This window comes from Pseudoalteromonas sp. SaAl2 (genome assembly GCF_052947895.1).
Genome location: NZ_CM129605.1, coordinates 2,367,600 through 2,392,005, shown reverse-complemented (window position 1 = coordinate 2,392,005; position 24,406 = coordinate 2,367,600). Strand labels below are relative to the sequence as shown.

The 24,406-nt window shown below is 40.6% G+C and carries 20 protein-coding genes and 3 pseudogenes; 10 read left to right on the top strand and 13 right to left on the bottom strand.

Annotation, left to right across the window (positions count from 1 at the left end):
* The first annotated feature begins 112 nt into the window (after positions 1–112).
* Positions 113–2,746 (top strand): TonB-dependent receptor, encoded by a 2,634-nt coding sequence (locus ACU8V8_RS11325; protein WP_446887551.1) that lies wholly within the window; start codon positions 113–115, stop codon positions 2,744–2,746.
* A gap of 61 nt (positions 2,747–2,807) precedes the next feature.
* On the opposite strand, the gene ACU8V8_RS11320 is transcribed toward ACU8V8_RS11325, so the two are convergent.
* Positions 2,808–4,187 carry an FG-GAP repeat domain-containing protein gene (locus ACU8V8_RS11320; protein ID WP_446887550.1) on the bottom strand — a complete coding sequence of 460 codons (1,380 nt, stop codon included), beginning with the start codon at positions 4,185–4,187 and terminating at the stop codon, positions 2,808–2,810.
* A gap of 194 nt (positions 4,188–4,381) precedes the next feature.
* Complete coding sequence (gene yghU, locus ACU8V8_RS11315; RefSeq protein WP_446887549.1) at positions 4,382–5,224, bottom strand: glutathione-dependent disulfide-bond oxidoreductase; 843 nt, start codon at positions 5,222–5,224, stop codon at positions 4,382–4,384.
* Positions 5,225–5,367: 143 nt separating this feature from the next.
* On the opposite strand from yghU, the gene ACU8V8_RS11310 reads away from it, so the two are divergent.
* Together ACU8V8_RS11310 and ACU8V8_RS11305 are read left to right on the top strand one after the other, a co-directional pair.
* The gene (locus ACU8V8_RS11310) at positions 5,368–6,417 is read left to right on the top strand and encodes an endonuclease/exonuclease/phosphatase family protein (protein ID WP_446887548.1); all 1,050 of its coding nucleotides are present in this window, start codon (positions 5,368–5,370) and stop codon (positions 6,415–6,417) included.
* A 53-nt stretch (positions 6,418–6,470) separates the two neighbouring features.
* A complete protein-coding gene (locus ACU8V8_RS11305; protein WP_446887547.1) occupies positions 6,471–6,836 on the top strand; it encodes a hypothetical protein in 366 nt (121 codons plus the stop codon).
* A 59-nt stretch (positions 6,837–6,895) separates the two neighbouring features.
* On the opposite strand, the gene ACU8V8_RS11300 is transcribed toward ACU8V8_RS11305, so the two are convergent.
* Together ACU8V8_RS11300 and ACU8V8_RS11295 are read right to left on the bottom strand one after the other, a co-directional pair.
* Entirely contained in the window at positions 6,896–7,492 is a 597-nt protein-coding gene (locus ACU8V8_RS11300; protein WP_446887546.1) for a rhomboid family intramembrane serine protease, read from the bottom strand.
* 99 nt (positions 7,493–7,591) lie between these two features.
* Positions 7,592–8,276 (bottom strand): annotated as a pseudogene (locus ACU8V8_RS11295) (type 1 glutamine amidotransferase domain-containing protein).
* Positions 8,277–8,419: 143 nt separating this feature from the next.
* On the opposite strand from ACU8V8_RS11295, the gene ACU8V8_RS11290 reads away from it, so the two are divergent.
* Positions 8,420–9,343, top strand: a complete 924-nt coding sequence (locus ACU8V8_RS11290; RefSeq protein WP_446887545.1) for a LysR family transcriptional regulator — start codon at positions 8,420–8,422, stop codon at positions 9,341–9,343.
* Positions 9,344–9,345: 2 nt separating this feature from the next.
* On the opposite strand, the gene ACU8V8_RS11285 is transcribed toward ACU8V8_RS11290, so the two are convergent.
* From ACU8V8_RS11285 to ACU8V8_RS11250, 8 genes and pseudogenes are all read right to left on the bottom strand, one after another.
* Complete coding sequence (locus ACU8V8_RS11285) at positions 9,346–10,080, bottom strand: dienelactone hydrolase family protein (protein ID WP_446887544.1); 735 nt, start codon at positions 10,078–10,080, stop codon at positions 9,346–9,348.
* 86 nt (positions 10,081–10,166) lie between these two features.
* The gene (locus ACU8V8_RS11280; protein WP_446887543.1) at positions 10,167–11,393 is read right to left on the bottom strand and encodes a glycerophosphodiester phosphodiesterase family protein; all 1,227 of its coding nucleotides are present in this window, start codon (positions 11,391–11,393) and stop codon (positions 10,167–10,169) included.
* 39 nt (positions 11,394–11,432) lie between these two features.
* A complete protein-coding gene (locus ACU8V8_RS11275; protein WP_446887542.1) occupies positions 11,433–12,293 on the bottom strand; it encodes a carboxylate/amino acid/amine transporter in 861 nt (286 codons plus the stop codon).
* A gap of 291 nt (positions 12,294–12,584) precedes the next feature.
* Positions 12,585–12,632, bottom strand: a pseudogene (locus ACU8V8_RS11270) (hypothetical protein); the annotation flags it as partial.
* Between the two features lie 80 nt (positions 12,633–12,712).
* Positions 12,713–13,828: an amidohydrolase family protein gene (locus ACU8V8_RS11265; RefSeq protein WP_446887541.1), complete on the bottom strand. Its 1,116-nt coding sequence runs from the start codon at positions 13,826–13,828 to the stop codon at positions 12,713–12,715.
* A 138-nt stretch (positions 13,829–13,966) separates the two neighbouring features.
* The gene (locus ACU8V8_RS11260) at positions 13,967–16,099 is read right to left on the bottom strand and encodes a M3 family metallopeptidase (RefSeq protein WP_446887540.1); all 2,133 of its coding nucleotides are present in this window, start codon (positions 16,097–16,099) and stop codon (positions 13,967–13,969) included.
* Between the two features lie 257 nt (positions 16,100–16,356).
* Positions 16,357–16,566, bottom strand: coding sequence for a hypothetical protein (locus tag ACU8V8_RS11255; RefSeq protein ID WP_087532048.1), 210 nt, complete (start codon positions 16,564–16,566; stop codon positions 16,357–16,359).
* Between the two features lie 354 nt (positions 16,567–16,920).
* Complete coding sequence (locus ACU8V8_RS11250; protein WP_446887539.1) at positions 16,921–17,466, bottom strand: HdeD family acid-resistance protein; 546 nt, start codon at positions 17,464–17,466, stop codon at positions 16,921–16,923.
* A gap of 39 nt (positions 17,467–17,505) precedes the next feature.
* Between ACU8V8_RS11250 and ACU8V8_RS11245 the strand changes: the two genes are divergently transcribed.
* From ACU8V8_RS11245 to yegD, 6 genes and pseudogenes are all read left to right on the top strand, one after another.
* Complete coding sequence (locus ACU8V8_RS11245; RefSeq protein WP_446889631.1) at positions 17,506–17,805, top strand: hypothetical protein; 300 nt, start codon at positions 17,506–17,508, stop codon at positions 17,803–17,805.
* Between the two features lie 377 nt (positions 17,806–18,182).
* Positions 18,183–20,462 (top strand): TonB-dependent receptor, encoded by a 2,280-nt coding sequence (locus tag ACU8V8_RS11240; protein WP_446887538.1) that lies wholly within the window; start codon positions 18,183–18,185, stop codon positions 20,460–20,462.
* Between the two features lie 106 nt (positions 20,463–20,568).
* A complete protein-coding gene (locus ACU8V8_RS11235) occupies positions 20,569–20,868 on the top strand; it encodes a hypothetical protein (protein WP_446887537.1) in 300 nt (99 codons plus the stop codon).
* 63 nt (positions 20,869–20,931) lie between these two features.
* Positions 20,932–21,588, top strand: coding sequence for an HAD family hydrolase (locus ACU8V8_RS11230; protein WP_446887536.1), 657 nt, complete (start codon positions 20,932–20,934; stop codon positions 21,586–21,588).
* Between the two features lie 30 nt (positions 21,589–21,618).
* Positions 21,619–22,484 (top strand): annotated as a pseudogene (locus ACU8V8_RS11225) (DNA ligase).
* A 64-nt stretch (positions 22,485–22,548) separates the two neighbouring features.
* Positions 22,549–23,916, top strand: coding sequence for a molecular chaperone (gene yegD / locus ACU8V8_RS11220; RefSeq protein ID WP_446887535.1), 1,368 nt, complete (start codon positions 22,549–22,551; stop codon positions 23,914–23,916).
* Positions 23,917–23,928: 12 nt separating this feature from the next.
* Here yegD and ACU8V8_RS11215 read toward each other — a convergent pair whose 3' ends face one another.
* Positions 23,929–24,393 (bottom strand): methylglyoxal synthase, encoded by a 465-nt coding sequence (locus tag ACU8V8_RS11215; protein WP_446887534.1) that lies wholly within the window; start codon positions 24,391–24,393, stop codon positions 23,929–23,931.
* Positions 24,394–24,406: the final 13 nt, after the last annotated feature.

The window sequence follows — 24,406 nt, the reverse complement described above, 5'->3', positions numbered from 1 at the left end:
TTTCATTCACAGGTTCACTTCATACTGCGACAATTTGTCACATTCTCAATATTCCTAAAATCTTTATCATAAGCGCCTATTTTTAAAATAAAAATTTTAATAGGTCATATTTATGAATAACCTCATGGCACTTTCTGCCATTTCACTTGCACTGATAAACTTTAACGTATTTGCTAATAAACAAAACGATAATATTGAACGCATAAATGTTACTGGATCGCACATTAAACGTACTGATTTTGAAAATGCCAGCCCAGTAACCGTAATAGATGCTGCGCAAATAGCGCAAACAGGTATCGTTAATGTTGAAGACTTATTACAGCGAATGTCATTTTCTGCTGGGGTTGCAGGTAATGCTACTAATGCCTATTGGACCAGCGGTGGTTATGGCACGGCTCAAGTTAACCTTCGTGGCATGGGGATCAAACGTACCTTAGTGCTACTCAATGGGCGACGTATAGTTAATGGCGGTACAGGGGCAAATAGTTCAGTTGATTTAAATATGATACCTACTTCAATTATTGAACGAGTCGAAGTACTTAAAGACGGTGCATCGGCTATTTATGGCGCTGATGCCGTTGCGGGGGTGGTTAACATCATTACCAAAACACAGCTAGATGGCGCCGAGTTTAGTGCTCAAATAGGCGCTGCCGATGATGGTGAAGGGCAAAGCCAAGAGCTGAGTTTTAATGTCGGTGGAGAGTTTGACCGAGGACACTTTGTTTTTAGCGCAAGTTACATAAATACCGAAGCGGTAAGGCAATCTGACCGTATTGATTGTGCTAAAAGCGAAACTGTAAATGCTGATGGCAGCAGCCAGTTAGAGTGTTTTGGTAGTGCGACAACCGCTGGTGGACGGGCATTATTAGCTGATGGTAGCAGTGTGCAGTTTAATCAAGATCCAAACGGTGATGGCAATAGTTATGAAGCATATGACTCAGCTAAACACGGCTTTAATTACATCGGTTACTTAAATGCCGTTAACCCAAGCGAACGTATTAACTTATCGACTAATTTTACCTATCAGCTTACTAGTAACATAAATCTATTTACTGAAGCACAATATAGCAATCGTCAATCGGAACAGATTGTAACGCCGCGTAGTATCAGCGGCATCATGGTGTCAAAAGACTTTCTATATAACCCAACAGGGCAAGACTTAGAAATAACACGACGTCGCAATGTTGAGCTTGGTGCGCCGTATTTTTTTCAAGAAACCAATACAGCCCGCATTGTTGTTGGACTCGATGGCACATTAAATAATGATTGGAATTGGCAGTTAGCTTACAACTATGGCCGCAATACTGGCACTGATGGTTGGACTTTCGATCAAGACATAGCCAAAGTTGCTAATACGTTAGATGAAAATGTTTGTAGCTACGAAAGCGGCGCAGCAATCCCGTGTGGTGATTGGTTTGGTGTCAACGAACTAACGCCAGAGGTGATTGATTATGTAAAATATCGCCGAGAAGGCAATGGTGGCAATGAATTAAGGTCGCTTACTTTTAATCTATCAGGCGATATTATTGAATTACCAGCAGGGGCTTTAGCTTTTGCTGCGGGGGTTGAAAAGCGTGATGAAAAAGGCTGGCGTAACCCGGATTCAACTGTACTTGCAAACGGTGGTGAAGATGCCATTGATGGCAGTTACTCAGTTACAGAAGGTTTTATTGAATTAGCAATTCCAGTACTGGAAAGCTTAGAAGCACAAGTGGCTACACGTTATTCAGATTACAGTACGTTTGGCAGTAAGATGACTTATAAACTCGGGCTTACTTGGCAAGTGGTTGATAGTTTGATGTTACGTGGGGTTAAATCTACGGCGTTTAGAACTCCGATGATCACGGAGCTATTTGGCGGCACAAATGCTGAAAACCTGCGTACGATAGACCCCTGTGAAGGCGCCACCGGTACTATTGCAACAAACTGTTTAGCAGCTGGGCTACCTGTTGATTTTGTGCAAGATGGCACCACAATACGCACCTCAGTTGGCGGCAACCCCGATGTAAACCCTGAATCAGCAGATACCTTTACATTTGGTATGGTTTGGCAGCCACACTTTGTTGAAGGGCTCTCTACAACCGTTGATTACTTTGACATAGAAGTGGAGGACGCCATTACCTCCGTTAATGGTTCAGATACTTTAAAGTTATGTTATACCGATCCTGAGCTTTACAGTGCATATTGCGACACATTTACGCGTCACCCGGTAACCGGGCAAGTTAACTCATTGAGTCAACGCCCAGTAAATGCGGCATTTGAAAAAGTCAGTGGGATTGATTTTAATACACGCTACAATACAGAGCTTTTTGGTTTAACTAGCCAGTTTGAACTTGATGCGACACGCTTACTTAAACATGAAAATACGCCGTTTGCAGGGCAAGATACGCAAAGTCTATTAGGTTATATCACCGAAGATCAGGGCAGTTATACCAAATGGCGAGCAAATTTAGGCTTGAGTGTAAAAGCGCAGTCATGGTCAGCCTATTATGCAATGCGCTATATTGGCACCGCTGATGATGTCAATGGTGGCGGTCCAATTGGGCGTTCAGTACCGAGTATTATTTATAATGATATTCAAGGCAGCTATTTTATTACGCAAAGTACGTCGTTATCTTTAGGGATTGATAATATATTCGACAAAAAAGCGCCGTTTTTAACATCATGGAATGACGCCAATACCGATGTCATGACCTATGACTTACTCGGTCGTCGTGGATATTTAAAGCTCAATATTAACTTTTAATAAAAGTGCTACAGCATTAAACAATTACAGCCAGATGCAGTTGTGTGCATCTGGCTTTTTGCTAATTGATAACGGTTTTTATGGTACTACTGCCGTCTTCTTCAGTGAATTTAAAAACAAAGTCTTTCTTGTCGTCATTGTTTATATCGACTAACAGTATATCGCTATTGTTATCAGGGAGTTTATGCTTGATTTTTTTGCGTTTAGTGCTGAGTAAATCATCATCACCATAGTAGACCGACAGTGTTTTACTGCCGCTTTTATAAATAGCGTCGAGTTTACCATCACCATTAATATCAGCTAAAAGCAAAGGCTTTAATGACGAGTTATTTGACATAGAAAGTGGCATTTCAACTTCAAAGTCGGCATTGGGTTCTTCGCTAAATGTGCCATCTGCAAGTTGCTTGTGAACAGAAAATTCAACATCAACATCGGTATCACCGCCTCCCATGGCCATAGAAGCCAATGTGCCAAAGCCAAAGTCGATATTGAATCGTTGTAACTCCATTAAGCCATCGTTATTAAAGTCTTCGTCAAACTTTAAGTTACCTATCATACTTGTTTGTGGCAATGTACGCGCTTGTGTAGAAAATCCCCCGCCTGCAAGGCCCATATAAAGGTTGCGATGCACTGTCGCACTCATGGTATCCATGCCATCAGCATCAGGCATAATTTTGCTGATCAGATCTACAAAACCATCATTATTGATATCACGTATTAAGTCTATATAGTGATAATTGTCGTTTTCTGTTTTACCAAACTTTACCGGAAAAGTAATGTCAGTCACTTTATCTGCAAAGGTTGCGCCTTTAGTTAGTAATACGTTGGCTTGTTTATCATTGCTAAATACTAAGTCAGTGTGGCCATCTTGATTTATATCTATCACTTGGGGGGCAATACTAATATCGATATCTAACTTAAATTGTTTAGATCTAAAGTCACCTTGAAATTGCGCTTGCTTGGTAAATACGTGAGGGTGGAACTTACCTTGTTGATCCTGAAGATACAGCGTGTTTGTTTCAATATCAGGCAATAATATATCGCTTAGGCCATCATTGTTCGCGTCAATGACAAAGTTAACTTTAGTAAATTTGTCGACCTCCAATTGATTTAAAACAGACTCAAAACTAAACAGCAGTGTACTTTTACTCTGCTCGCTCAGATAGACGCCATCAGTGGCTAAAATAAGCGCTTGAGGGTTTAAAGTATTTGCAAGTGTCGCGGTATCAAAACCAATTAAATTTTTAGGTAAAGTTAGCATTTGGTTTTGGTTATTTGCTAAATCAACCTTCGCAAGCTGTTGCAGCTCGTCATTAAAAGCAAACACAATGGGTGAGTCTGTTGTAATTAAGCTTTTTGTGGTTTTTATAGTCAATTGCTGACTAGCAAAAGCAAGTGGCGCTAAAAATAAAACTGATGTAGCTAATAAAGGCTTGAGCATTGTAAGTTCCATTTAATTTTAATCATTGGTAATTTTTGTAAATGTATTGTTAACAATTAAGCGGGTTTTACAATCTTAGTTTTGTAAGCAAGTGTAATAAATCTATATGTGTAAATATGAGAAAGGAAGGAAAATAGAGTTTGTAAAAATTATACTCGCAACATTATCAAACGCTGCGAGTAATTTTTAAAAGGCTAGCTAAAATCATTTTTACTATGGCGTTCTGCCAACTGCTCCTCTTCAGGACCCCAGACGCGATTAACACGTTTGCCGCGTTTTACTGCAGGGCGGCGTTCAACTTGTTTAGCCCAGCGAACCACATGGGTATATGACTCAACATCTAAAAATTCGGCGGCATCATATGAGTTGCCAAGGACTAAATTGCCATACCATGGCCAAATCGCGATATCGGCAATTGAATATTCACTACCTGCCATATAATCATGGTCGCTCAAATGACGATTCAGTACATCTAGTTGACGTTTTACTTCCATGGTAAAACGGTCAATAGGGTATTGCATTTTAAAAGGTGCGTAAGCGTAGAAGTGACCAAAACCACCACCTAAATACGGCGCCGATCCCATTTGCCAAAACAACCAATTACGACATTCAGTTTTACTGGTGTGATCGCTTGGTACAAGTGCATCAAATTTCTCAGCTAAGTACTGTAAAATAGCACCTGACTCAAACACACGTGTAACTGGGTTGGTAGAGTGATCCATTAAAGCGGGTATCTTAGAATTAGGGTTAACACCGACAAAGCCTGAGCCAAACTGGTCGCCATCAGCGATTTTAATTAAAAATGCGTCATATTCAGCGTCATTAATGCCAAGCTCTAATAGCTCTTCGAGCATAATAGTGACTTTTTGTCCGTTCGGTGTCGCTAAAGAGTATAGCTGCAACGGATGTTCACCAACGGGTAAGTCTTGCTGATGGGTTGAGCCTGCTATTGGCCTATTAATCTTAGCCCATTCACCGCCACTTTCTGCATCCCATTGCCAAACTGCTGGGGGTGTATAGTCGTCGTTGTTACTCATCAAAACTCCTTAAACGAAGGTTGCTTAAATCAAGGTATAGATGCCATTACGAACAACCCATCCTAGTTGATCATTAAGACCAAGGGAAGTAAAGTTATATTTCATTATGAAAAACCAGTCCTTAATTCTCAACTGAGCAAATTTTGATAAAAAACACGCAACTTAAAATTGCTACATTTAATCTATTTAACTACCTTGAGCCGCCGAATGCATTTTATGAGTTTGAGCGTATTTATAGTGCGCAGCAGTGGGCTAAAAAGCAGCGTTGGATCACTGATTATTTAACTGAAAATCGACCAGATATAATTGGCTTTCAAGAAGTGTTTAGTATTGAGTCTCTCAAATTATTACTAAATGGTCTTGGCTATGAATATTTTGCATTAGTTGACGAGCCAGAGGTGATAGATGATTTTATTTATAAGCGCCCAGTTGTCGCTATTGCGTCTCGATTCCCAATTGTTGCAGTGGCGGCCGTAGAACCTGATACTGAACTTACCAAAGCTCTTGGTTTGAGTGAATTTACTTTTAGTCGCCAAGTGCTTAGAGCGACTATTGAGCTACCACATATAGGGCAAAGTGATTGTTATGTGGTGCATTTTAAATCAAAGCGTTCGATGATAGAAGTTACAGAGTGTAAAGTTGCAACGCCGGAAAAGAATATTATTGAACATTTGAAGGCGGACATTGCGGGAGGTTGGGCATCAACTGTTCAACGTGGTAGCGAAGCCACCTTATTAATGCTTGAAATGATTAAGAGGCGTGAAGAAACACAAAACCCTATGCTGTTAATGGGGGATTTTAATAATAACCTAACCGATGGCGTACTTAGTCATTTAGTCACCAGCTCACTGCGTTTTGCTCCTGCTTTTGATAGTAAAGTCTATCTTGAAAAATATTGCTTAAATGATGCGTGGCAGCTATTCGTAAAGGCGCAAACCGACTGTACCAAACAAGCACAACAAGAAACTACAACAGAGTTGATACGTACACCAACGCATTACTTTGGCGCCAGTAGCTCAGTACTTGATTATATATTGTTATCTTGTGAGTTTGACGCAAGTTACGATGATAGCTTCTTTTCAGTAAGTGATTATCATACCTACGATAGGCATCTGGTTAACCCCGTGTTTGAGCGAGATGACCAAAGCACGGACCATGCAGTGGTACTTATTACATTAACCTTGAGATCTTAAAATTGAGAAAATCGATACATTTATTGTTATTAATGGTGACATGCCTAGCGTGTATGAAAGTAAATGCTGAAAACATTAAGCCTTTTACATCAGATGGCTGTAGTTCTTTTCCTGATGGTACATTTAAACAGAATGAGCTTTGGCTAGGGTGCTGTACCGCTCATGATTATAGTTATTGGCAAGGTGGTACGTATGAACAAAGACAGGTTGCTGATAATGAACTACAAGAATGCGTAGCTAAAGTGGGTGAGCCGCAAATAGCACAACTTATGCTCGCAGGTGTTAGAGTGGGAGGTAGTCCTTACTTTCCAACCTCATTTAGATGGGGTTATGGGTGGTCTTACCCACGTTGGTATCAAGCGTTAACTGACGATGAGAAAGCACAGATAGCGATACTTAAAATTGACGATGCGAATTGATATTTTATCTTCAACTCGCCAACTCGCCAACTCGCCAACTCGCCAACTCGCCAACTAATTTACAACTTATATGCTTCGCTTTTCTTATCTTGTTTCGCTAAATAGTAGCCAATAAGAATTCCTGCCAGGGCGCCAAAGAAATGGCTTTCAAATGACACATGCGGTCGCTGTGGTAGTACACCCCATATTAAACCACTGTATAAAAAGACCACTACCACACTAATTGCAATAGCTTTAAATGAGCGATGCATGAGGCCATAACAAATTAAAAAGCCCCACAAGCCATAGAGCACGCCACTTAGCCCAACATGAATATTACCACGGCCAAATAACCAAACTAACAACCCACCAGCTAGGGCTGTGAAAATAAACACTAACCAAAATCGCTTAACACTGTATTGGCAAACCAGCCAACCAAGTACTGCAAAGGGGATTAAATTACTTATTAAGTGGGCCCAACCGCCATGTAAAAAGGGGGCGAAAAAAATTCCAGTTAAACCGTTAAGGCTTCGTGGGTATATACCTAAGCCATTTAAATTAACACCCGGTAAGCTATTAAAAACTTGTAATACAGTACACAGTAAAATGATGCCAATAAGTGTAAAGCGTTTACTGGCCAGAGGAGGTATACGTGAAGAACTTTTTGGGTTTGCCATACATAAGCTTAAATTGAATATAGGTTTGCCAGAGTATACCTACCTTGATGCTTAAATGAAAAGCCTTACCCGTAGGTAAGGCTTTGTTGCAAGCTAAATCTAACCTAACTTTGTGAGTAGTTTTTTAGCTGCAAGTTCTGAACTTGCTGGATTTTGACCGGTGATCAGTAAGCCGTCTTCTAGAGCAAGTACACCCCAGTCATCGGTTTTTTGGTAATCGCCGCCTTTTTTAATCAGTTCGTCTTCAACTAGAAATGGCACAATGTCAGTAAGTTGCACTGCAGCTTCCTCTGTATTACTAAAGCCTGTTACTTTTTTACCTGCAATAAGCGCTGTGCCATCTGGAGTTCTTTGCATTTAAAAATACCGCGCTTGCGTGGCATACGCCAGCAACAGGCTTTTGTGTATTGATAAAGTCTTCAATTAGTGTAATTGAGTCAGTATTATCAACTAAGTCCCATAATGGGCCATGGCCGCCAGGGTAAAATACCGCGTCAAAGTCGCTAGCATTCACATCGCTAAGCACTTGGGTATTAGCGATAAGTGTTTTTGCAGCGCTGTCGTTATCAAAGCGTTTAGTGGCCTCTGTTGCGGCATCAGGTGCTGCGCTGTTTGGATCAACAGGAGGCTGCCCGCCATTTACTGATGCAAGTGTAACTTCAGCACCCGCATCGATAAATGCATAATAAGGGGCGGCAAACTCTTCTACCCAAAAGCCGGTTTTATGACCTGTATTGCCAAGCTCTGCATGAGAGGTAAGAACCATAAGTATTTTTTTAGCCATAACCGTATTCCTTCAGATGAATTTAATTTTAAAACTAACTTGTAAGCTACTATATGCATTAAGCTAACTTTAAACAACGATGATAAATTTAACTTTATTGATTTAAAAATTGATACAATTAAGTGGTGAATATAGGAGCTGGTATGAAGGTATCGTTTGAACAATTAAAAAGTATGGTGGTGTTTGCACAAATTGTTGAGCAAGGCAGCTTAACGGCTGCGGCAAAGCAGCTTGGGTTAACACGGGCGGTAGCAAGTTACCATTTAAAAAAATTAGAAACCCAGCTTGAAGTCACCTTATTAAATCGCTCAACCCGAACTATGGCGTTAACCGAAGCTGGGATTACTTATTATGAGCGTTGCCGAGTTATTACCGAGCAAGCAAATGCAGCAAATCAGCAAATAGAAAATATTAAAAATGAGCCACAAGGCTTATTAAAAATTAGTTGCCCAGTAAATGTTGGAATGCAATTAATTGTACCTGCTATCAATGATTTTAAACGCCTCTACCCTAAAATAGATATCGATTTACAGCTCAGTGATGAAGTTGTTGACCTTATTAAAAGTGGCTATGATTTTGCGATTCGTGGGGTTGCCCTTAGTGATTCAAACTTACAAGCGACTAAATTGACCACTATGAGCACTTGTATTTGTGGCGCTCCAGATTACTTTGCTCACTTTGGTAAGCCTAAAACACCAGAGCAACTCAAAGCGCATAAGTGGGTGGTGTATCAACTCGGTAGTAAAACACTAACATTACAAAAAGAGGGCAAAAAGCACAGTCTAATTATGCAAGGCGGATTAAGCACCAATAACGCCGCAGCACGTACAGCGTTTGTTGAGGCTGGGCATGGCATTGGGCGCATACCACTTTATGACGCTTGGCCTAAAGTACAAGCTGGGTTATTAGAAATCGTATTAGATGACTATAAAAGTAAAGACATAGAGCTTTATGGGGTATTTCCGCCCGGCGGTGCAGGCTCTAAAAAGCTGCGTGTGTTTATCGATTATTTAAAAGAATATTTTATAAAAAAGCATACCGCTTTGGGTATGCTTAAAGGTATTTAAACTTACAAAGTGCGGTTAAATAACGCCACAGCTTGTTGATACATGTCAATAGCAAGAGCGGGATCGTAACGTTCGCCTTCGTCACGCATAAAAGCATGCTGGGCATTCACTTCTTGCCATTGGTAGTTAATACCTGTGGCTACAACTTGTTGATAAATTTTAGTACGACCTTCTTGTGGTACATGGGGGTCTTGCTTACCCCAAATAAAGTGAATTTCACCTTGAATATCAGCCATGCGTTCAAAAGAATTATTACCGCTTTGTGCTGGGAGTGTATCGCTATGAATATCTGTTGCATATAAACAAAACGCTGCTTTAATTGCGGAATTTAACGCCGCGCGATACGCTAAGTGGCCACCAATACATACACCCATAGCGCCCACTGAGCCTGTGCAATAGGCTTGTGTTTGTGCAAAATCGATTAACGCTTGAGTGTCACTGTCATGGGATTCAAGTGGCTTTGCCCATTTGTCGGCATTACCTTTATCTTTACCTGCATCGTCATAGGCCAGCACAGTACCTATCGGGTTTAGCTCATGAAACACTTCTGGTACGAATACTACAAAACCGTGACCGGCTAAAAGAGCGGCACTGCGTGCTATTGGTGCGGTTTGTTGGAAAATTTCAGAGTAAAAAATAATCGCGGGAAATTGCCCTTCCGCTTGTGGGCGGTAAACGCTAGTGCGCATTGTACCAGTAGCGGTTGCAATATCATGGTTTTGCTGCGTAATGATCATAATGAGCCTTATGCTAAAAAAAGCTCATCATAACCTACCGTTTAACACTAAACGAGTAATGTAAGTTGAAATAATTTAACCTTAAGTTATTTACTTGCTGGCATTTTATTACAGCTGGCGTAGTAACTGACCGTTGCCGGCCAATCTGAAAATATCGCCATCACGCCAACATCTTTGGCTAGCACATCCACAACTTTCATCATATCGCCATCGTTATTGATAACTTTGCTTACGGATTGGTAGTAATAGCCGCCACCATTGCCCAGCGGCCCTGAGCGCTCAAGGCTCCAAGCAATTAGTTTCAGCCCCGCAGCTTTGGCAGCAATTGCATAGGCTGATGGCACTATGTTTTTATGCTCATCAACGGTTAATAACATCCAAATAGGTGGGGCAAGAATACGCACGCCATCGTTATACAGTTCAGCCATCGTTGGTTGCCAAGTATCAGGATTGTTTGGATCAATATTAGCCGTTTCATCACGGCCATCTAAGTACACACTGTTATTAGCAAACTCAGGGTTTTGCGCTATCCAGTATTGAACGTCTGCAAGATTAAATGATTGTGGATAAACGCGGTCACTAGGAATATTTTGTGCTGTATATTCATCTAACATTTTTTGCGCATATTGCGCTTGAGTAAAACCATTAAACGGCATGCTCACTTGCGGCGCTTTTAGCTCTGGGGTCATTTTTACGCCCAGCTGCTTAAACAAGGCAATACTTTGTTTGTGGCTCATTAGTGTACCATTAGCGCTGTACAAATCAGTGCGCCAATTAGGCGTACCATTTAAATATTCAGCGACTGTGGTGGCTTGGCTATTCGCGCCGTCCATCTTGCCTTTTAGCGTTAAAAACTCAGCGAGAGTAATATCACTGGTACAGCATTTTGCTTGAGCCGGTTGGCCATTCTTTGCCGGTTGAAATGGCACTGTGCATTTTGCAGCAAGTTCAGGCACCGCTAAAATATTGGTGGTAGTGTGTAAATCACATTGCGAATGGCGACAAACCAGCTCTTTATCTTTGGTGAAGGCGACATCGCATTCTAAAATACCAGCGCCCATTCGTGCCGCTGCCATGTATGACTCTTTTGTATGTTCAGGGTATTGCATTGGTGCACCGCGATGACCAATAGCAAAATCTGTACGGTAAAATGGCCCTTCGCTGCATGCTTGTAGCTGTGTTTTCAGCTCACTGGTCTGCATGGTATTGATCAGATAATAAGGCCGAGTACCAACTTGAATATTACTCTTTGGCGGCGTTTGGTTGCATGCGCTGAGTAATATAATTAGTAATGTAGCAATCAGTAATTTCATAAATATCTACAAGCAGAGCGAGTTTAAGTTGTTTCTAGTTTAGGCGTTATTTATGGCATTTCTATTAAGGTACTGATTTAACAGCAGTGCTAAAACAATGATAGCACCGCCAATACTGAGTTTAATCAGGTCGGCATCGCGGTTCCAAATAACTACGTTAACTAAAATGCCCGCAGGGATCAGCAAATTGTTCATCACCGCAAGGCCACCCACATTGACCTGGGTTGCACCTTTATTCCATGCGAAATACCCCAAGCCCGATGCAATCGTACCAAGGTAAATAAGGATGCCCCATTGCGTTGTCGTGGTTGGAAGTTTGCTGGTGTTACCAAATAAAGCAAAACACAAGCTCGCAACAATAAGTGCACCGACGAAAAACCAACCAAACACGGTTCGTTGGGGTATCTTGGTATTTGCCATTAAGCGTTTATAGCTTACTTGGCCGGTAGCAAAGCATAAGTTAGCGGCTTGGACTAACAGTAAACCAGTAATAAAGTTTTCATCTATACCTTGGTAGCGAATAGCAACAGCGCCAGCAATGGCTAGTAGTGCAACGAATAAATATTGCGGATTAAAGCGCCGTTCAATGACATCATTTAATAGTGCAATGTATAACGGCGTCATTACCGTAAATAGCAGTACTTCGGGCACACTAAGGTATAAAAACGAATGGTAATAAAAGCTATACATGGCACCAAGTTGTACCGCACCAATTAACATAAGTTTGCCAATGAGCTTTGGCTCTATGCCACGGTATTTTATAAAAGGCAAAAACACCACGGTTGCTAAGGCAACACGTATCAAGACGCTAAACCACGCATCAACTTGGCCTGCTAAATACACGCCGATTAAACTAAACGAAAAAGCCCAAAGTAGGGTGGTTGCAAACAAGTAGGTCATGGTTGAGTTGTCTTTGCAAAAACACGATTCTATACCAGTGAACGATAAAATAATAATCGCATAATAGAAAAACTCCGCGTAGCTGGCTTATAAAGCTAGCGGAGTCCGTTTTTATTGTTGTGCTACAAACTGTTTTGCATCGGCTTTAAGTTGCTCAAGTGCGGCTTTGTTGTAATAACGACTATGTGAAATAACCCCCGTTAGCTTTTGCGTGTTGCGCACGTCAATTAATGGATTAGCGGTTAAAAAAATGATATCGGCAGTTTTGCCTTCAGTTAGTTCACCAAATTGTTCACTCTTACCTAAAAATTCAGGCCCTGCAAGCGTTGCTGATTGCAGTGTTTGCAGCGGTGTTAAACCATAGTCACTAAAAATAGCCAGCTCTTGGTGCAGTGATAAACCCGGATAAATATATGAGTTTAAAAGCCAGCATCGGTTCCTGCAATAATTGGTACGCCGGCTTGTTGTGCCAGTGGCAGTAATTGTGCGGTTTTTATAAAGCGTTCTTTTCGTTGTGCTATTTGTGCCGGCGTGTCTTTATTTGCTCTATCTACACGCCATTGGTAAGTGGCCTTGAGGCCCTTGCCAAGGTAGTTTAAAAACGCATCATCTCGGTGGTTATCTTCATCAATATAGGCGGTAATTTGCCCGCCAATTAAAGTTGGCACAACTGCGGTATTATTCTCAGCTAACACGGCGTATTTATTTAAAGCGGTTTGGGTATCAATATTGGCGGTGATAATAGGTAAAGCACTGTGATAACTCAGTTCCCCAGAGGCCACTTTTGCTGATATTTCAGGCTCGTTGCTTGCAGCTGCTTTTAATAAGTAAGTCATGTGCTCGATGGCATCTAACCCTGCATTAGATACGTCCGTTACAGATAGTGAAAATGGAATATGTCCTGATATCTGATAACCCCGTTTTTTTACTTCTTTGACTGCTTTTAAATACGGTTCTGGCGTTAAAGCGCTATCGGTGATTTTAACAAAATCCACATGCATAGCATCAAGACTATCTATCGCAGCGTTCATTTCTGCGACCGTTTCAACTTCTAAGTCGCCAGGCCAAATTGAATCTTTACCTTCAAGTTTTGGTCCTGATGTATAAATAGTAGGGCCAACTAATTGGTTACTATTTATTTGCGCACGCCAGCTCAATACTGATCCACTTAAATCGGCGGCAGCATCGCGCACCGTTGTAATACCGTATGCCAAATATAACGGTAGCAGTTGTTTGTTCTCTTCTATCAACTCTTCACCGCCGCCAAAATGTACATGCATATCCCAAAGACCAGGCATCAGAAATTGCTCATTAGCATCAATGTAGTTTTCAACAATATAATTATTTTTAAGTGACTGGTTACTACGCTTTATGATCACACCATCGCGTATGGCGAGAGATTGATTGTTGCTCAGCTGCCCTGTTTTTACATCAATAACTGTGGCGTTAGTGATCACTATATCGGCGTGTTCTATTGGTTGCATCGTACATGCGCTTAGTAATAAACAGGTTGAAAATAAAAGTGTATGTTTCATATTTTAGCTCTGGATTTTTTATTCAGACTAGCACAGAGAAAATGATAGGGAATTGATTTGAGTTGGAAGGTAAAAAACAGAGGACGATTGGTGTGAAAATGGGAGCCCATTGCAGGCTCCCATTAGCATCCGTTTGATTTATTCTACTAAACCACGACGCTTAAGTAATGCGTCAGTAGTTGGCTTTTGACCACGGAACTCAATGTAGCTTTGCATTAAGTCACGGCTGTTACCTTTTGATAGAATTTCTTTACGGAAGTTATCACCGTTTTCACGAGTAAGACCACCTTGCTCTGTCATGTGAGCAAATGCATCGGCTGCAAATACTTCAGTCCAAAGGTAAGCGTAGTAACCCGCTGAGTAACCACCGGCAAAAGTATGGCTAAAGTAGCAAGACTTATAGCGTGGTGGTACTGGGTAATAGGCGATTCCGTGTTTTTCTAGTGCTTCGTGCTCAAACTTTTGCACGTCGGTGATATTCATGTCAGAACCAAATGAGTGCCATTCCATATCTAGTAATGCAGCGGCTAAATACTCAGTTGTACCAAACCCTTGGTTAAAGTTTTGTGACTCTAGAACTTTATCAAGTAGCTCTTTTGGAATTGGCTCACCTGTTTTATAGTGCTTAGCGTAGTTAGCAAGTACTGTTGGTTCAATATTCCAATCTTCATGTGCTTGAGAAGGAAATTCAACAAAGTCACGTGCTGTTGCAGTACCAGCAAGACTTGGGTATTTAACATCTGAGAATAAACCGTGTGCCGCATGACCAAATTCATGGAACATGGTGGTTACTTCTGAGAAGGTCATTAACGTAGGTTGACCTTGTGCTGGTTTTGGAATGTTTTGTGCGTTATAAATTACCGGTTTTGTACCTTTTAAGCCACTTTGACCAACGTATGAGCTCATCCATGCACCGCCACGTTTACCTTCACGTGCATATGGGTCCATATAGAACAAGCCAATTGCGCTGCCATCGGCATTAAATACTTCAAACGCCATTACATCTTCGTGGTAAAGCGGTAAATCTTTACGTTCTTTGAATGTGATGCCGTATAGTTTTTCCATTGCGAAGAAAAGACCGTTATGGATCACTGATTGCATTTCAAAATAAGGTTTAACTAATGCAGGATCTAGGTCGTACTTAGCTTGGCGTACTTTTTCAGAATAAAATGCCCAATCCCAAGGTTGCACTGCAAATGTTTCGCCTGATGCATCAATTACCTTTTGAATTTCCGCAGCTTCAGCTGTTGCTTTATTTACGGCTTTTGGTGCTAGATCATCTAAAATACCGTAAACGTTCTCGGTAGTTTTAGCCATACGCGTGGTCATTACATATGAAGCCCAATCTTTATAACCGAGTAACTCCGCTTTTTGTGCACGTAAGTTGGTTTCTTTAATGATGATAGGGCCGTTAGTGTTTTGTGCACGTGTTGCAGAAGCTTTAAAAATACGCTCACGAAGCTTGCGGTTCTCTAAGCTGCTTAAAATAGGCTGTTGAGTCGTATTCACAAGCGTGATCATGTAACCTTCTTTGCCTGCTTTTTTCGCAGCGGCGGCTAGGCTTTCAATTTCACCTTCAGATAAACCAGCAAGTTCGCTTTTGTCTGTTACTAGTACAACGTCTTCTTTGAACGACTTTAATACATTTTGTGAAAATGCGGTTGATAGCTTAGCAAGCTCAGCGTTAATTTCACGCATTTTTGTTTTTTGTGTTTCGTTTAGTTTTGCACCTGCATTAATAAACTTAGTGTAGTAAAACTCAACTAAACGCTGATCTTCAGCGTTTAAGCTGTCTTTATCGTTATACACACTTTCAACACGGCTAAATAGTGCTTTATTTAGGAAGATATCATCAGAATGTGCAGATAGTACGGGTGCCATTTTAGCGGCAATACGTTGGTATTCTGAATCAGAAATTAAACCTGACAAGTTATAAAATGCAGTTGAGACACGATCAAGAAGCTCACCAGAGTATTCCATTTTAACTAACGTATTCTCGAATGTTGCAGGTGCTGGATTATTAGCGATAGCAGCGATTTCAGCTTTTTGCTGTGCAATACCGGCATCGAAAACAGGTTCATAATCTTTTGTTCCAAACTTATCAAACTCTGGCGCCATATATTGCAGTGGGCTTGGCTTCATTAAAACGTTTTCAACATTCATTGTTTGTACTTGCGTTGCTTGTTCAGTTGAATCTTCAACGTGTTGTGAACTACAAGCTGAGAGTAATAAAGCGCTGGCGATAGTGCTAGCGATGAGAGATTTGCGCATAAGAGCTCCAATAAAAAAATTAGCCTTTAAAAACAAATAAGGCATTAGCATCTTAACTTAGCAAATTTTGGATTATATACAACAAAGTTTATCGGTTTAATGGGGGGATTGAGCGCAAAAAATGAAAAAAGCAGATAAGTTATCGGTAAAAATTAAAAAAGTAGCTTAATTATAAATTATACAAAAAAGCTACTGTTGGGTTGTTGTCATATTACTTAATGGGTAATTTAGAAAAAAGTTAATCACGCTAAGCAAAATTAGTTGTAGCCAAGTACAAACTTCTTTTCGCTACCAAAACCTTCCGGTTGTGCATGACCAAATTCTTTATTAATTGAATTCAGCGTTTGCTCTTGCTCGGCAAGTACACATAAAATTTTGTTACGGTAAGCTAAGCTAGATTCGAATAGCGCTAGATCAACCAATGGCTGTAAGCTGGCTAATTTTTGATTTAAGGTTAGTTGTGACATCGCGTTCTCCTCGTGCTGTATTGACCTTACAATATAGGTATAGCAGCGGTTGTAAAGAATTGTTAATGTTTTGTTCATAAAGAGCATAATGAACTTAGGCGTTCTACACTTAAAGTGTATTATGGCGTGTTAAACTTACTAAACCCTGAATAGCTAAACTTTTCTCTGTGGATGCTTATGAACTAAGAGCAGGTAGTTCATTACATATCTTATGTGCTTTTCACTTATGGCGATATTCACATAGGTGGTGATGTCGCGTAAGGCAATCAAAAGCTAAATTGATTTATTATAGTAGGGGATTATTAAATGGGCATAAATGCCTTGGAGAATCTGTGCTCCAAGGCTTTCTTATTATTATAAAGTACCAAGTTTTTTAAGTTTTAATGAAAAGCCAACGATTAAGGCTCCAAAAATAACGGCGTATGTTGCAACTAGCCAAAGCAAGGTATGAATACCCGCACTTGGGTTAAACACAAGGTATAAACCAAATATTACCGATAATGCACCTGTAATAATCAATAGCCACTCACCTGATATCTCTACCCTTAACTTGACCGCTACTAGTATCTCAACAGCGCCGATAGCGATTGCCCAAGCAGCTACATAATAAAGTAATAAAATAGTTGTTATGTTTGGCGCTAGTAGGGTAACTAATCCAGCAATAATAGATAACACACCGCCTATCAATAACCAACGCCAATAGGGGTTATTTTGCCGGGAGTTCCATGCAATCCAACTACGCAGTAAACCGTCAAATAAAAAGTAACCAGCAAAAAACAATAACATAATACTCAACGATGCTTGTGGGGCTAACCAGGTTAGTACGCCTAATACGATTGCTATTAGTCCACGTATAAAAAGCACAGACCAGTTTTTTGCAAGTGTTGTTGTTAGATTCATCTTGTTCCTTAATTATAAGCATAAGTTTACGAGTTTCGAATACACTATTTCACTCTGTTTAAGAATTCAAACTCCACGAGACATATTAGCCTTTATAGCATAGCAGTTCGCAAGCAGCTATTAGATGACCATGAAAAAATAGCGGATGATCCTTGCTGTGTTAAATTCAAAGGGTTCACACCTTGGGCATTACAAATTGATGTACTAAGCTATGTTAATACCATCGATTTTGCTGTTTATATGGAAGTAATCGAAGAGCTAAATATGGCAATACTTGGCTTACTTAATGAACATAATTGTGAGCTGGCAAACCCTGAGTTTGCCAGAGTGGCTGGTTAAATACGAAGTAAACGGTTCAACCCCGCAAATGATAGTTAATTTCATTTGCGGAGTTTGACTACAATTTTGCAATTGTTTGATACAGGACATATGTCCGCTAAACTAAAAAATAGTTGCATAAAATTGTCTAATTTCGCTGATTGTGTCGGTAATTGTTGTAAAAAGTTTATTTAAATGTACATATTTATGCAGTAATAATGTCATGAAGTGTTATAATCTTCATCGTTCGTTCAGCCTCACTACTTCGTTTTGCACTCTCGACAGTGAGGTCCGCGCAGCTTAATATAAGGCGCGAAAAATTGGCCGAGCCCGCTAAGTGAACTAGCGCAACACATACACCGTTGAACAAGAGTGCACACAAAAGGCTAAACCCCAACATGAAAGCAATGAAAAGATCTACGTTAGCAACCCTTATTAATGCAACGTTGTTCTCTGCAGTAGCAGGTACTTCATTTTCAAGCGCAGCAGAAGACGCCCCCGCTGCAGAAAAAAGCAATCAATTAGAAGTTATTCAAATCACCGCTCGTAAACGTGTAGAGAATGCACAGGAAGTTCCTGTCGCAGCATCTGCATTACAAGGTGATGGGCTAGAAGCTGCAAGCTCTGCTGGTATGGATATTCGCTTTTTAAATGCGAAAATCCCAAGTTTAACTGTTGAATCTTCATTTGGTCGTTCATTCCCACGCTTTTATGTTCGTGGTCTTGGTAACTCAGATTTCGATTTGAACTCATCGCAACCAGTATCTTTAGTGGTAGATGAAATCGTTCAAGAAAGCCCAATTTTAAAAGGCTTCCCTGTATTTGATACGGGGCGAGTTGAAGTTCTTCGTGGACCTCAAGGAACGCTGTTTGGTCGTAATACACCGGCTGGCTTAGTTAAAATTGATTCAGCGCGGCCAACACAAGATTTTGAAGGTTATGCCGCCTTATCTTATGGTTCATTCAATTCAATTGATTTTGAAGGTGCTGTAAGTGGTGGTTTAACCGATAACTTATCTGCTCGTGTATCTTTATTACGCCAAGAGCGTGATGATTACATTGATAACCGTTTAGCAGGCAACGAAATTGATGACGCTACAGGCGGCTATCAAGAAACTGCGGCTCGTGTGCAGTTTTTATATGAAAAAGATGACTTAAGTGCACTATTTAACTACCACACACGTGATTTAAATGGTAAGCCAATTGTATTCCATGCAAATGCAATTGAAGCGGGTACTAATAAGCCTCGTGCTGATTTTGACCCAGAAGTTATTTATCAAGATTCAGTGCAGTTTGCGACGCAAAATGTTGAATCGCAAGGTGCAAGCTTAAAAGTTGAGTATGATTTTAATGACTACACGTTAACCTCAATCACTGGTTGGGAAAGTGCTGAAATCTTCTCTCGTGCGGATGTTGATGGTGGTTATGGTTGTGGTAACACATTTGTTCCTGGTTGCCCAACTCCGGAGATGGGGCCAGGTTTCATATTCTTAGCATCAGAAACGGCAGATGCATTACCTGATCATAATCAATACACGCAAGAATTACGTTTATCGAGTGACTTTGCCGGCGATTTTAACTATCAAGTTGGTGCTTTTTATTATAATGAAGAGCAGGTTATCGAAACTTACGGCTATGACGGTTTAGGTGCAAATTTCTTAACAGGTTATGTACGCCAAGATCAAGAAACGACTGCATGGGCTGTATTCGCCTCAAGTGAATATCAGTTAACCGATAAGCTAGAAATCACAGCTGGTTTACGTTATTCAGATGACAAGCGTGACTTTACTGCGTCACGTTATGCATCACCAGAGTCAACTACTGCTAACTTAACTAAATCAGTGGCACCAGAAGATAGCCATGTGTCATGGGATTTAGCTGCTGCTTATAAATACTCTGATGACGTAAACTTATTTGTTCGTGCTGCAAACGGTTTCCGTGCACCAAGTGTTCAAGGCCGTATTTTATTTAGCGATGATGTAACGGTTGCTGACTCTGAAACAATTAACTCTATTGAAGCCGGTATTAAGTCAGATGTACTTGATGGTAGCGGCCGTATTAATGCAACCGTTTTTTACTATCAAATGGATGATCAGCAGCTAACGGCAGTTGGTGGTGATGCAGGAAATACAGCTCGTCTGCTCAATGCAGATAAAACAGTGGGCTATGGTTTTGAAGTAGATACTCAATGGGTATTATCAGATAACTTTGATGCAACTTTTAACTTTAGTTATAACAATACAGAGTTACAAGATGATGGTTTATATTCAGCTGGTTGTTTTGCTTGTACTATAACAGATCCGCTGACAGATCAAGGTTATAGCTTAGACGGTAATAGCTTACCACATGCGCCAGAATGGATTGCTAACTTTATTTTACGATATACAAAAGAAGTGGGCGATGGAGAGTTTTACGCATACACTGACTGGTCTTACCGTAGCGAAATTGACTTCTTTTTATATGAATCGGTTGAATTTACTGGTGAAGCCCTACTTGAAGGTGGCGTGCGCACTGGTTATAAATGGTTCTCAGGTGACTATGAATACGAAGTTGCTGCATTTGCGCGTAATATAACAGATGAGCAAGTGTTTATTGGCGGTGTTGATTTTAGTAATAACTCAGGCATCGTAAATGAACCTCGCTTTATTGGCGCAGAGTTTAAAGTTAACTTCTTTTAAGGTTAACTAAATACACATAAAACCCGCTTTTTAAGCGGGTTTTTTCGTTTATATTACTGGCTGTTACTGCTAAAGTAGCACTAATTATATTTTAAAGAGAATGACCATGGCTGGATTTTGGAACTACCGCGTAATTTTTTGTGAAGCAACTAAAGATGAAGCGGCGCAATATCAAATTCATGAAGTTGAATATAACTTAAATGGTAAAGTAACGAACTGGTCTGAAACAGGTGCTGCACCATTTGGTAACACTGTCGAAGAACCACAAGCAGACAGTGATCGCCTAAAAACGGCATTTGATAAGCCGGTGTTAAAAGTGGTTCGTAAAGAACGAGGTTATGAACTTGTTGACGTTGAAACAGGTGAAGAGGCCTTTGCCGAGCCACCTGCAGGCTTAACGCAATAATGTAAAATGAAAAGGTGCCTTGTGCGCCTTTTTTTAACGCTGATTTAGGTAAAAGGAGTGACGATGACTTTACAGGCAATATTATTTGATATGGATGGCACCCTGGTTGATTCAGAAGGTGTGCACTTTAATTGCTGGAATGACATTTTAGCCGAGTATGGAATTCGTTATGAAGAAGATGAATTTTGTCAGCGTTTTTCAGGTAAAGCAACTGTAGAAGCGGCAAAAGAAGTTGTTAGTCATTACAATTTAGCAATTTCACCGCAAGCACTAGCGCAACGTAAGTATGACTACTTTAGTGAATTTGTCACAACTCACTTGCCACCACTTATGCCATTTGCAAAAGAAACCTTACTTGCCGTTAAGCAAAAAGGTCTGAAAATGGCTCTAGTGACAGGCAGTGCACGAGATGAAGCCTTACCTATCCTTAAAGGATATGGCTTTTATGAACTGTTTGACTGTGTAGTAACAAAAGATGATGTGGTAAACCCCAAACCTGCTGGCGATCCGTATTTATTAGCACTGCAAACACTCGCAATTAATCCTGCAAATGCCGTCGCGGTTGAAGATACCAATACCGGCGTAACTGCTGCTTTTAATGCACAGCTAGCTGTAATTGCAGTGCCTAATAAACATACTTTAAGCCATGACTTAAGCAAAGCAACGGCACAGCTTGTTAATTTACATGAGTTTTTGCAATGGGTACAAAATAAACTATAGTTTAAGTATCTTACTTGTAAGGATACGACAATGAAAAAAGGACTCTATACTTTATTATATTTATGGCTAATTTCACTAAACTTACCTTGTTTATCCCAAAGTGCTGATGAAGCAAGTATCACACCCCACGTACAACTTGCAAAAGTGTATGATAAAAATAACACAGTTGAAGTGTCTGAATACTTAGTAAGTGAAAAGTTTGATGGAGTCAGGGCCATTTGGACTGGGGCTGAGTTTGTCACGAGAAATGGTAACCCCATTTACCCACCTAGTTGGTTTAGCAATGTATTACCTAAAGTGTGGCTCGATGGGGAGCTTTGGACAAAGCATAATGACTTTGCAGCTTTAAGTGGTATTGTGCGCACAGCCAAGCCGGTAGACAGTGATTGGCAGAAGGTGACTTTTCGTATATTTGATATGCCCGATCAAAAAAATCCATTCAGTATTCGTTATAAAAATTACCAACAGTTAGTAAAGGCAATTAACAAGCCACATATCATTGCTGTAGAGCAACACCAATTTTCATCAAACCAAGCACTCACCGCCTTTTTTGAACGTATAATTAAGCAGGGTGGTGAAGGGGTTATGCTGCATCTTGCAAGCGCAAAGCATCAAAATGGCCGCACATCAGCACTATTAAAACTCAAGCCTTACTTTGATGACGAAGCCATTATACTTGGCTATTTACCAGGTAAGGGTAAGTACTTAGGTATGCTTGGTGCAATGCGAGTGAAAAATGAAGCTGGCATTGAATTTACAATCGGCACCGGCTTTAGTGATTTACAAAGGCAAAATCCCCCGCTATTGGTGCCAAGATAACGTACCGTTACCATGGCTATACAAAAAATGGATTACCTCGCTTTGCCAGCTTTTTACGTGAGCGTGTACAGGAATAACGTTTTAAAGCTGGGCTAAATGTGCTAAATTGCGCGGCCTTTTTGTCGTCAACGTGGTGAAGCAATGGTAGTAGGTTTTGATTATGGTAGCTCTAATTGTGCAATGGGTGTCATCGGCGAGAATAATCTTGTTGAACTTGTACCATTGGAGCAGGGAAAGCATTACTTGCCATCGACTCTATACACTCACCATAGTGCATTAGTCGTTGATTTTGTTGCTAAGCACCTAACTGGCACTCCATTCGAACACGATTATAAAAGCCAACGCCAAGCACTTTTAAATACATTGCCACGTATAAAGTCTGACCTTGACTTAGCGGTTGATGAACAAAGCTTATTTATTGGCCGTGAAGCAATTAACGAGTATGTGCAATTTCCTGAAGAAGGTTACTTTGTTAAATCGCCGAAATCATTTTTTGGCGCAACGGGCTTAAAACAAGGGCAAATCAACTTTTTTGAAGACATTGCAACAGCAATGATTTTAAAAATAAAACAACGCGCTGAAGCTTCTTTACAACAACCCTTAACACATACAGTGATTGGCCGCCCGGTTAACTTTCAGGCTGTGGGTGGGGAAGAGTCAAATCAGCAAGCCATTGGTATTTTGGAGCGCGCTGCTAAACGTGCAGGTTTTAAAGACGTTGCATTTTTATATGAGCCTTTAGCCGCAGGGATTGATTACGAAAGTAATTTAACTCAAAACCAGAAAGTACTCGTAGTTGATATTGGTGGTGGTACGAGTGATTGCTCATTTGTGCAAATGGGCCCTGATTTTCGTGGTAACAGTGAGCGCGATCATGACTTTTTAGCCCACAGCGGTAAACGTATCGGTGGAAATGACTTGGATATTGCGCTGAGCTATCACGGTTTAATGCCTTTACTAGGTTTAGGCAGTACCTTTAAATCTGGCTTACCATTACCAAATCAGGCATTTTGGCAGGCGTGTAAAATTAATGATGTAAATTTGCAAAGCCAATTTTATGCACAAGCACATACTCGAGAGTTAATGACTCAACTGCGTGAAGTGAGCGAGCCTGAGCTTTTCCAACGTTTAATCGATTTACAGCAGAATAAACAAGGGCATCAATTAGTACAACAAGGCGAAGCCGCCAAAATTGCTTTATCGTCTGAGCAAAGCTTTAATTGTGACTTGGGCTTTTTAGCTAATGATTTATCTAAAATATTGAATTTAGCTGATCTAGCGTTAGCCGTTGACGACTCTATAAGTCAAATAGTGACACTGGCTAAAGAAGCGATTAAAGAAGCTGGCGTTGCACCTGACGTTATTTATTTAACCGGTGGCAGTGCGCAGTCACCTTTAATAAAAACGGCACTTAAGCAACACTTAGGTGATATTAATATGGTGAACGGCGATCACTTTGGTAGTGTTACCGCCGGTTTAACTAAGTGGGCAAATATGCTTTATAAGTAAGCAGTTACTTACTTATAAATCTACTTGCCGAGTTGCGAGGTATTTTTCGTAATCCGGCAAAGTGCGCTCAAGCTCACTATTCATTAACGTTGAGCTTAATAACATATCTGCACTGACTTCATTACAGGCCACAGGAATATTCCATACTGCAGCCAATCTTAGCAATGCTTTTACATCTGGATCATGGGGTTGTGATGCAAGTGGATCCCAAAAAAATATTAACATGTGTACTTCGTGCTCGGCAATCTTTGCTCCGAGCTGTTGGTCGCCACCCATAGGGCCGCTTAGTAGTTTAACAACCTTTAATCCTGTAGAGCGCTCAATTAAATGCCCTGTAGTACCAGTACCATATAGCGTATGTTGAGATAGGCTATCACGGTGTTTTTCACACCAAAGTTGAAGAGCGGCTTTTTTACCATCGTGGGCAACCAAAGCGATATTTTTATGTGCGGGAAGTGATTGTAATTTTTGTTCCATATTGACTCTTATT

Coding starts and splice junctions, on each gene's coding strand:
- ACU8V8_RS11325 (WP_446887551.1), top strand. CDS start 113: ATGAATAACCTCATGGCACTTTCTGCCATTTCACTTGCACTGATAAAC.
- ACU8V8_RS11320 (WP_446887550.1), bottom strand. CDS start 4,187: ATGCTCAAGCCTTTATTAGCTACATCAGTTTTATTTTTAGCGCCACTT.
- yghU (WP_446887549.1), bottom strand. CDS start 5,224: ATGAGTAACAACGACGACTATACACCCCCAGCAGTTTGGCAATGGGAT.
- ACU8V8_RS11305 (WP_446887547.1), top strand. CDS start 6,471: ATGAAAGTAAATGCTGAAAACATTAAGCCTTTTACATCAGATGGCTGT.
- ACU8V8_RS11300 (WP_446887546.1), bottom strand. CDS start 7,492: ATGGCAAACCCAAAAAGTTCTTCACGTATACCTCCTCTGGCCAGTAAA.
- ACU8V8_RS11290 (WP_446887545.1), top strand. CDS start 8,420: ATGAAGGTATCGTTTGAACAATTAAAAAGTATGGTGGTGTTTGCACAA.
- ACU8V8_RS11285 (WP_446887544.1), bottom strand. CDS start 10,080: ATGATCATTACGCAGCAAAACCATGATATTGCAACCGCTACTGGTACA.
- ACU8V8_RS11280 (WP_446887543.1), bottom strand. CDS start 11,393: ATGAAATTACTGATTGCTACATTACTAATTATATTACTCAGCGCATGC.
- ACU8V8_RS11275 (WP_446887542.1), bottom strand. CDS start 12,293: ATGACCTACTTGTTTGCAACCACCCTACTTTGGGCTTTTTCGTTTAGT.
- ACU8V8_RS11265 (WP_446887541.1), bottom strand. CDS start 13,828: ATGAAACATACACTTTTATTTTCAACCTGTTTATTACTAAGCGCATGT.
- ACU8V8_RS11260 (WP_446887540.1), bottom strand. CDS start 16,099: ATGCGCAAATCTCTCATCGCTAGCACTATCGCCAGCGCTTTATTACTC.
- ACU8V8_RS11255 (WP_087532048.1), bottom strand. CDS start 16,566: ATGTCACAACTAACCTTAAATCAAAAATTAGCCAGCTTACAGCCATTG.
- ACU8V8_RS11250 (WP_446887539.1), bottom strand. CDS start 17,466: ATGAATCTAACAACAACACTTGCAAAAAACTGGTCTGTGCTTTTTATA.
- ACU8V8_RS11240 (WP_446887538.1), top strand. CDS start 18,183: ATGAAAGCAATGAAAAGATCTACGTTAGCAACCCTTATTAATGCAACG.
- ACU8V8_RS11235 (WP_446887537.1), top strand. CDS start 20,569: ATGGCTGGATTTTGGAACTACCGCGTAATTTTTTGTGAAGCAACTAAA.
- ACU8V8_RS11230 (WP_446887536.1), top strand. CDS start 20,932: ATGACTTTACAGGCAATATTATTTGATATGGATGGCACCCTGGTTGAT.
- yegD (WP_446887535.1), top strand. CDS start 22,549: ATGGTAGTAGGTTTTGATTATGGTAGCTCTAATTGTGCAATGGGTGTC.
- ACU8V8_RS11215 (WP_446887534.1), bottom strand. CDS start 24,393: ATGGAACAAAAATTACAATCACTTCCCGCACATAAAAATATCGCTTTG.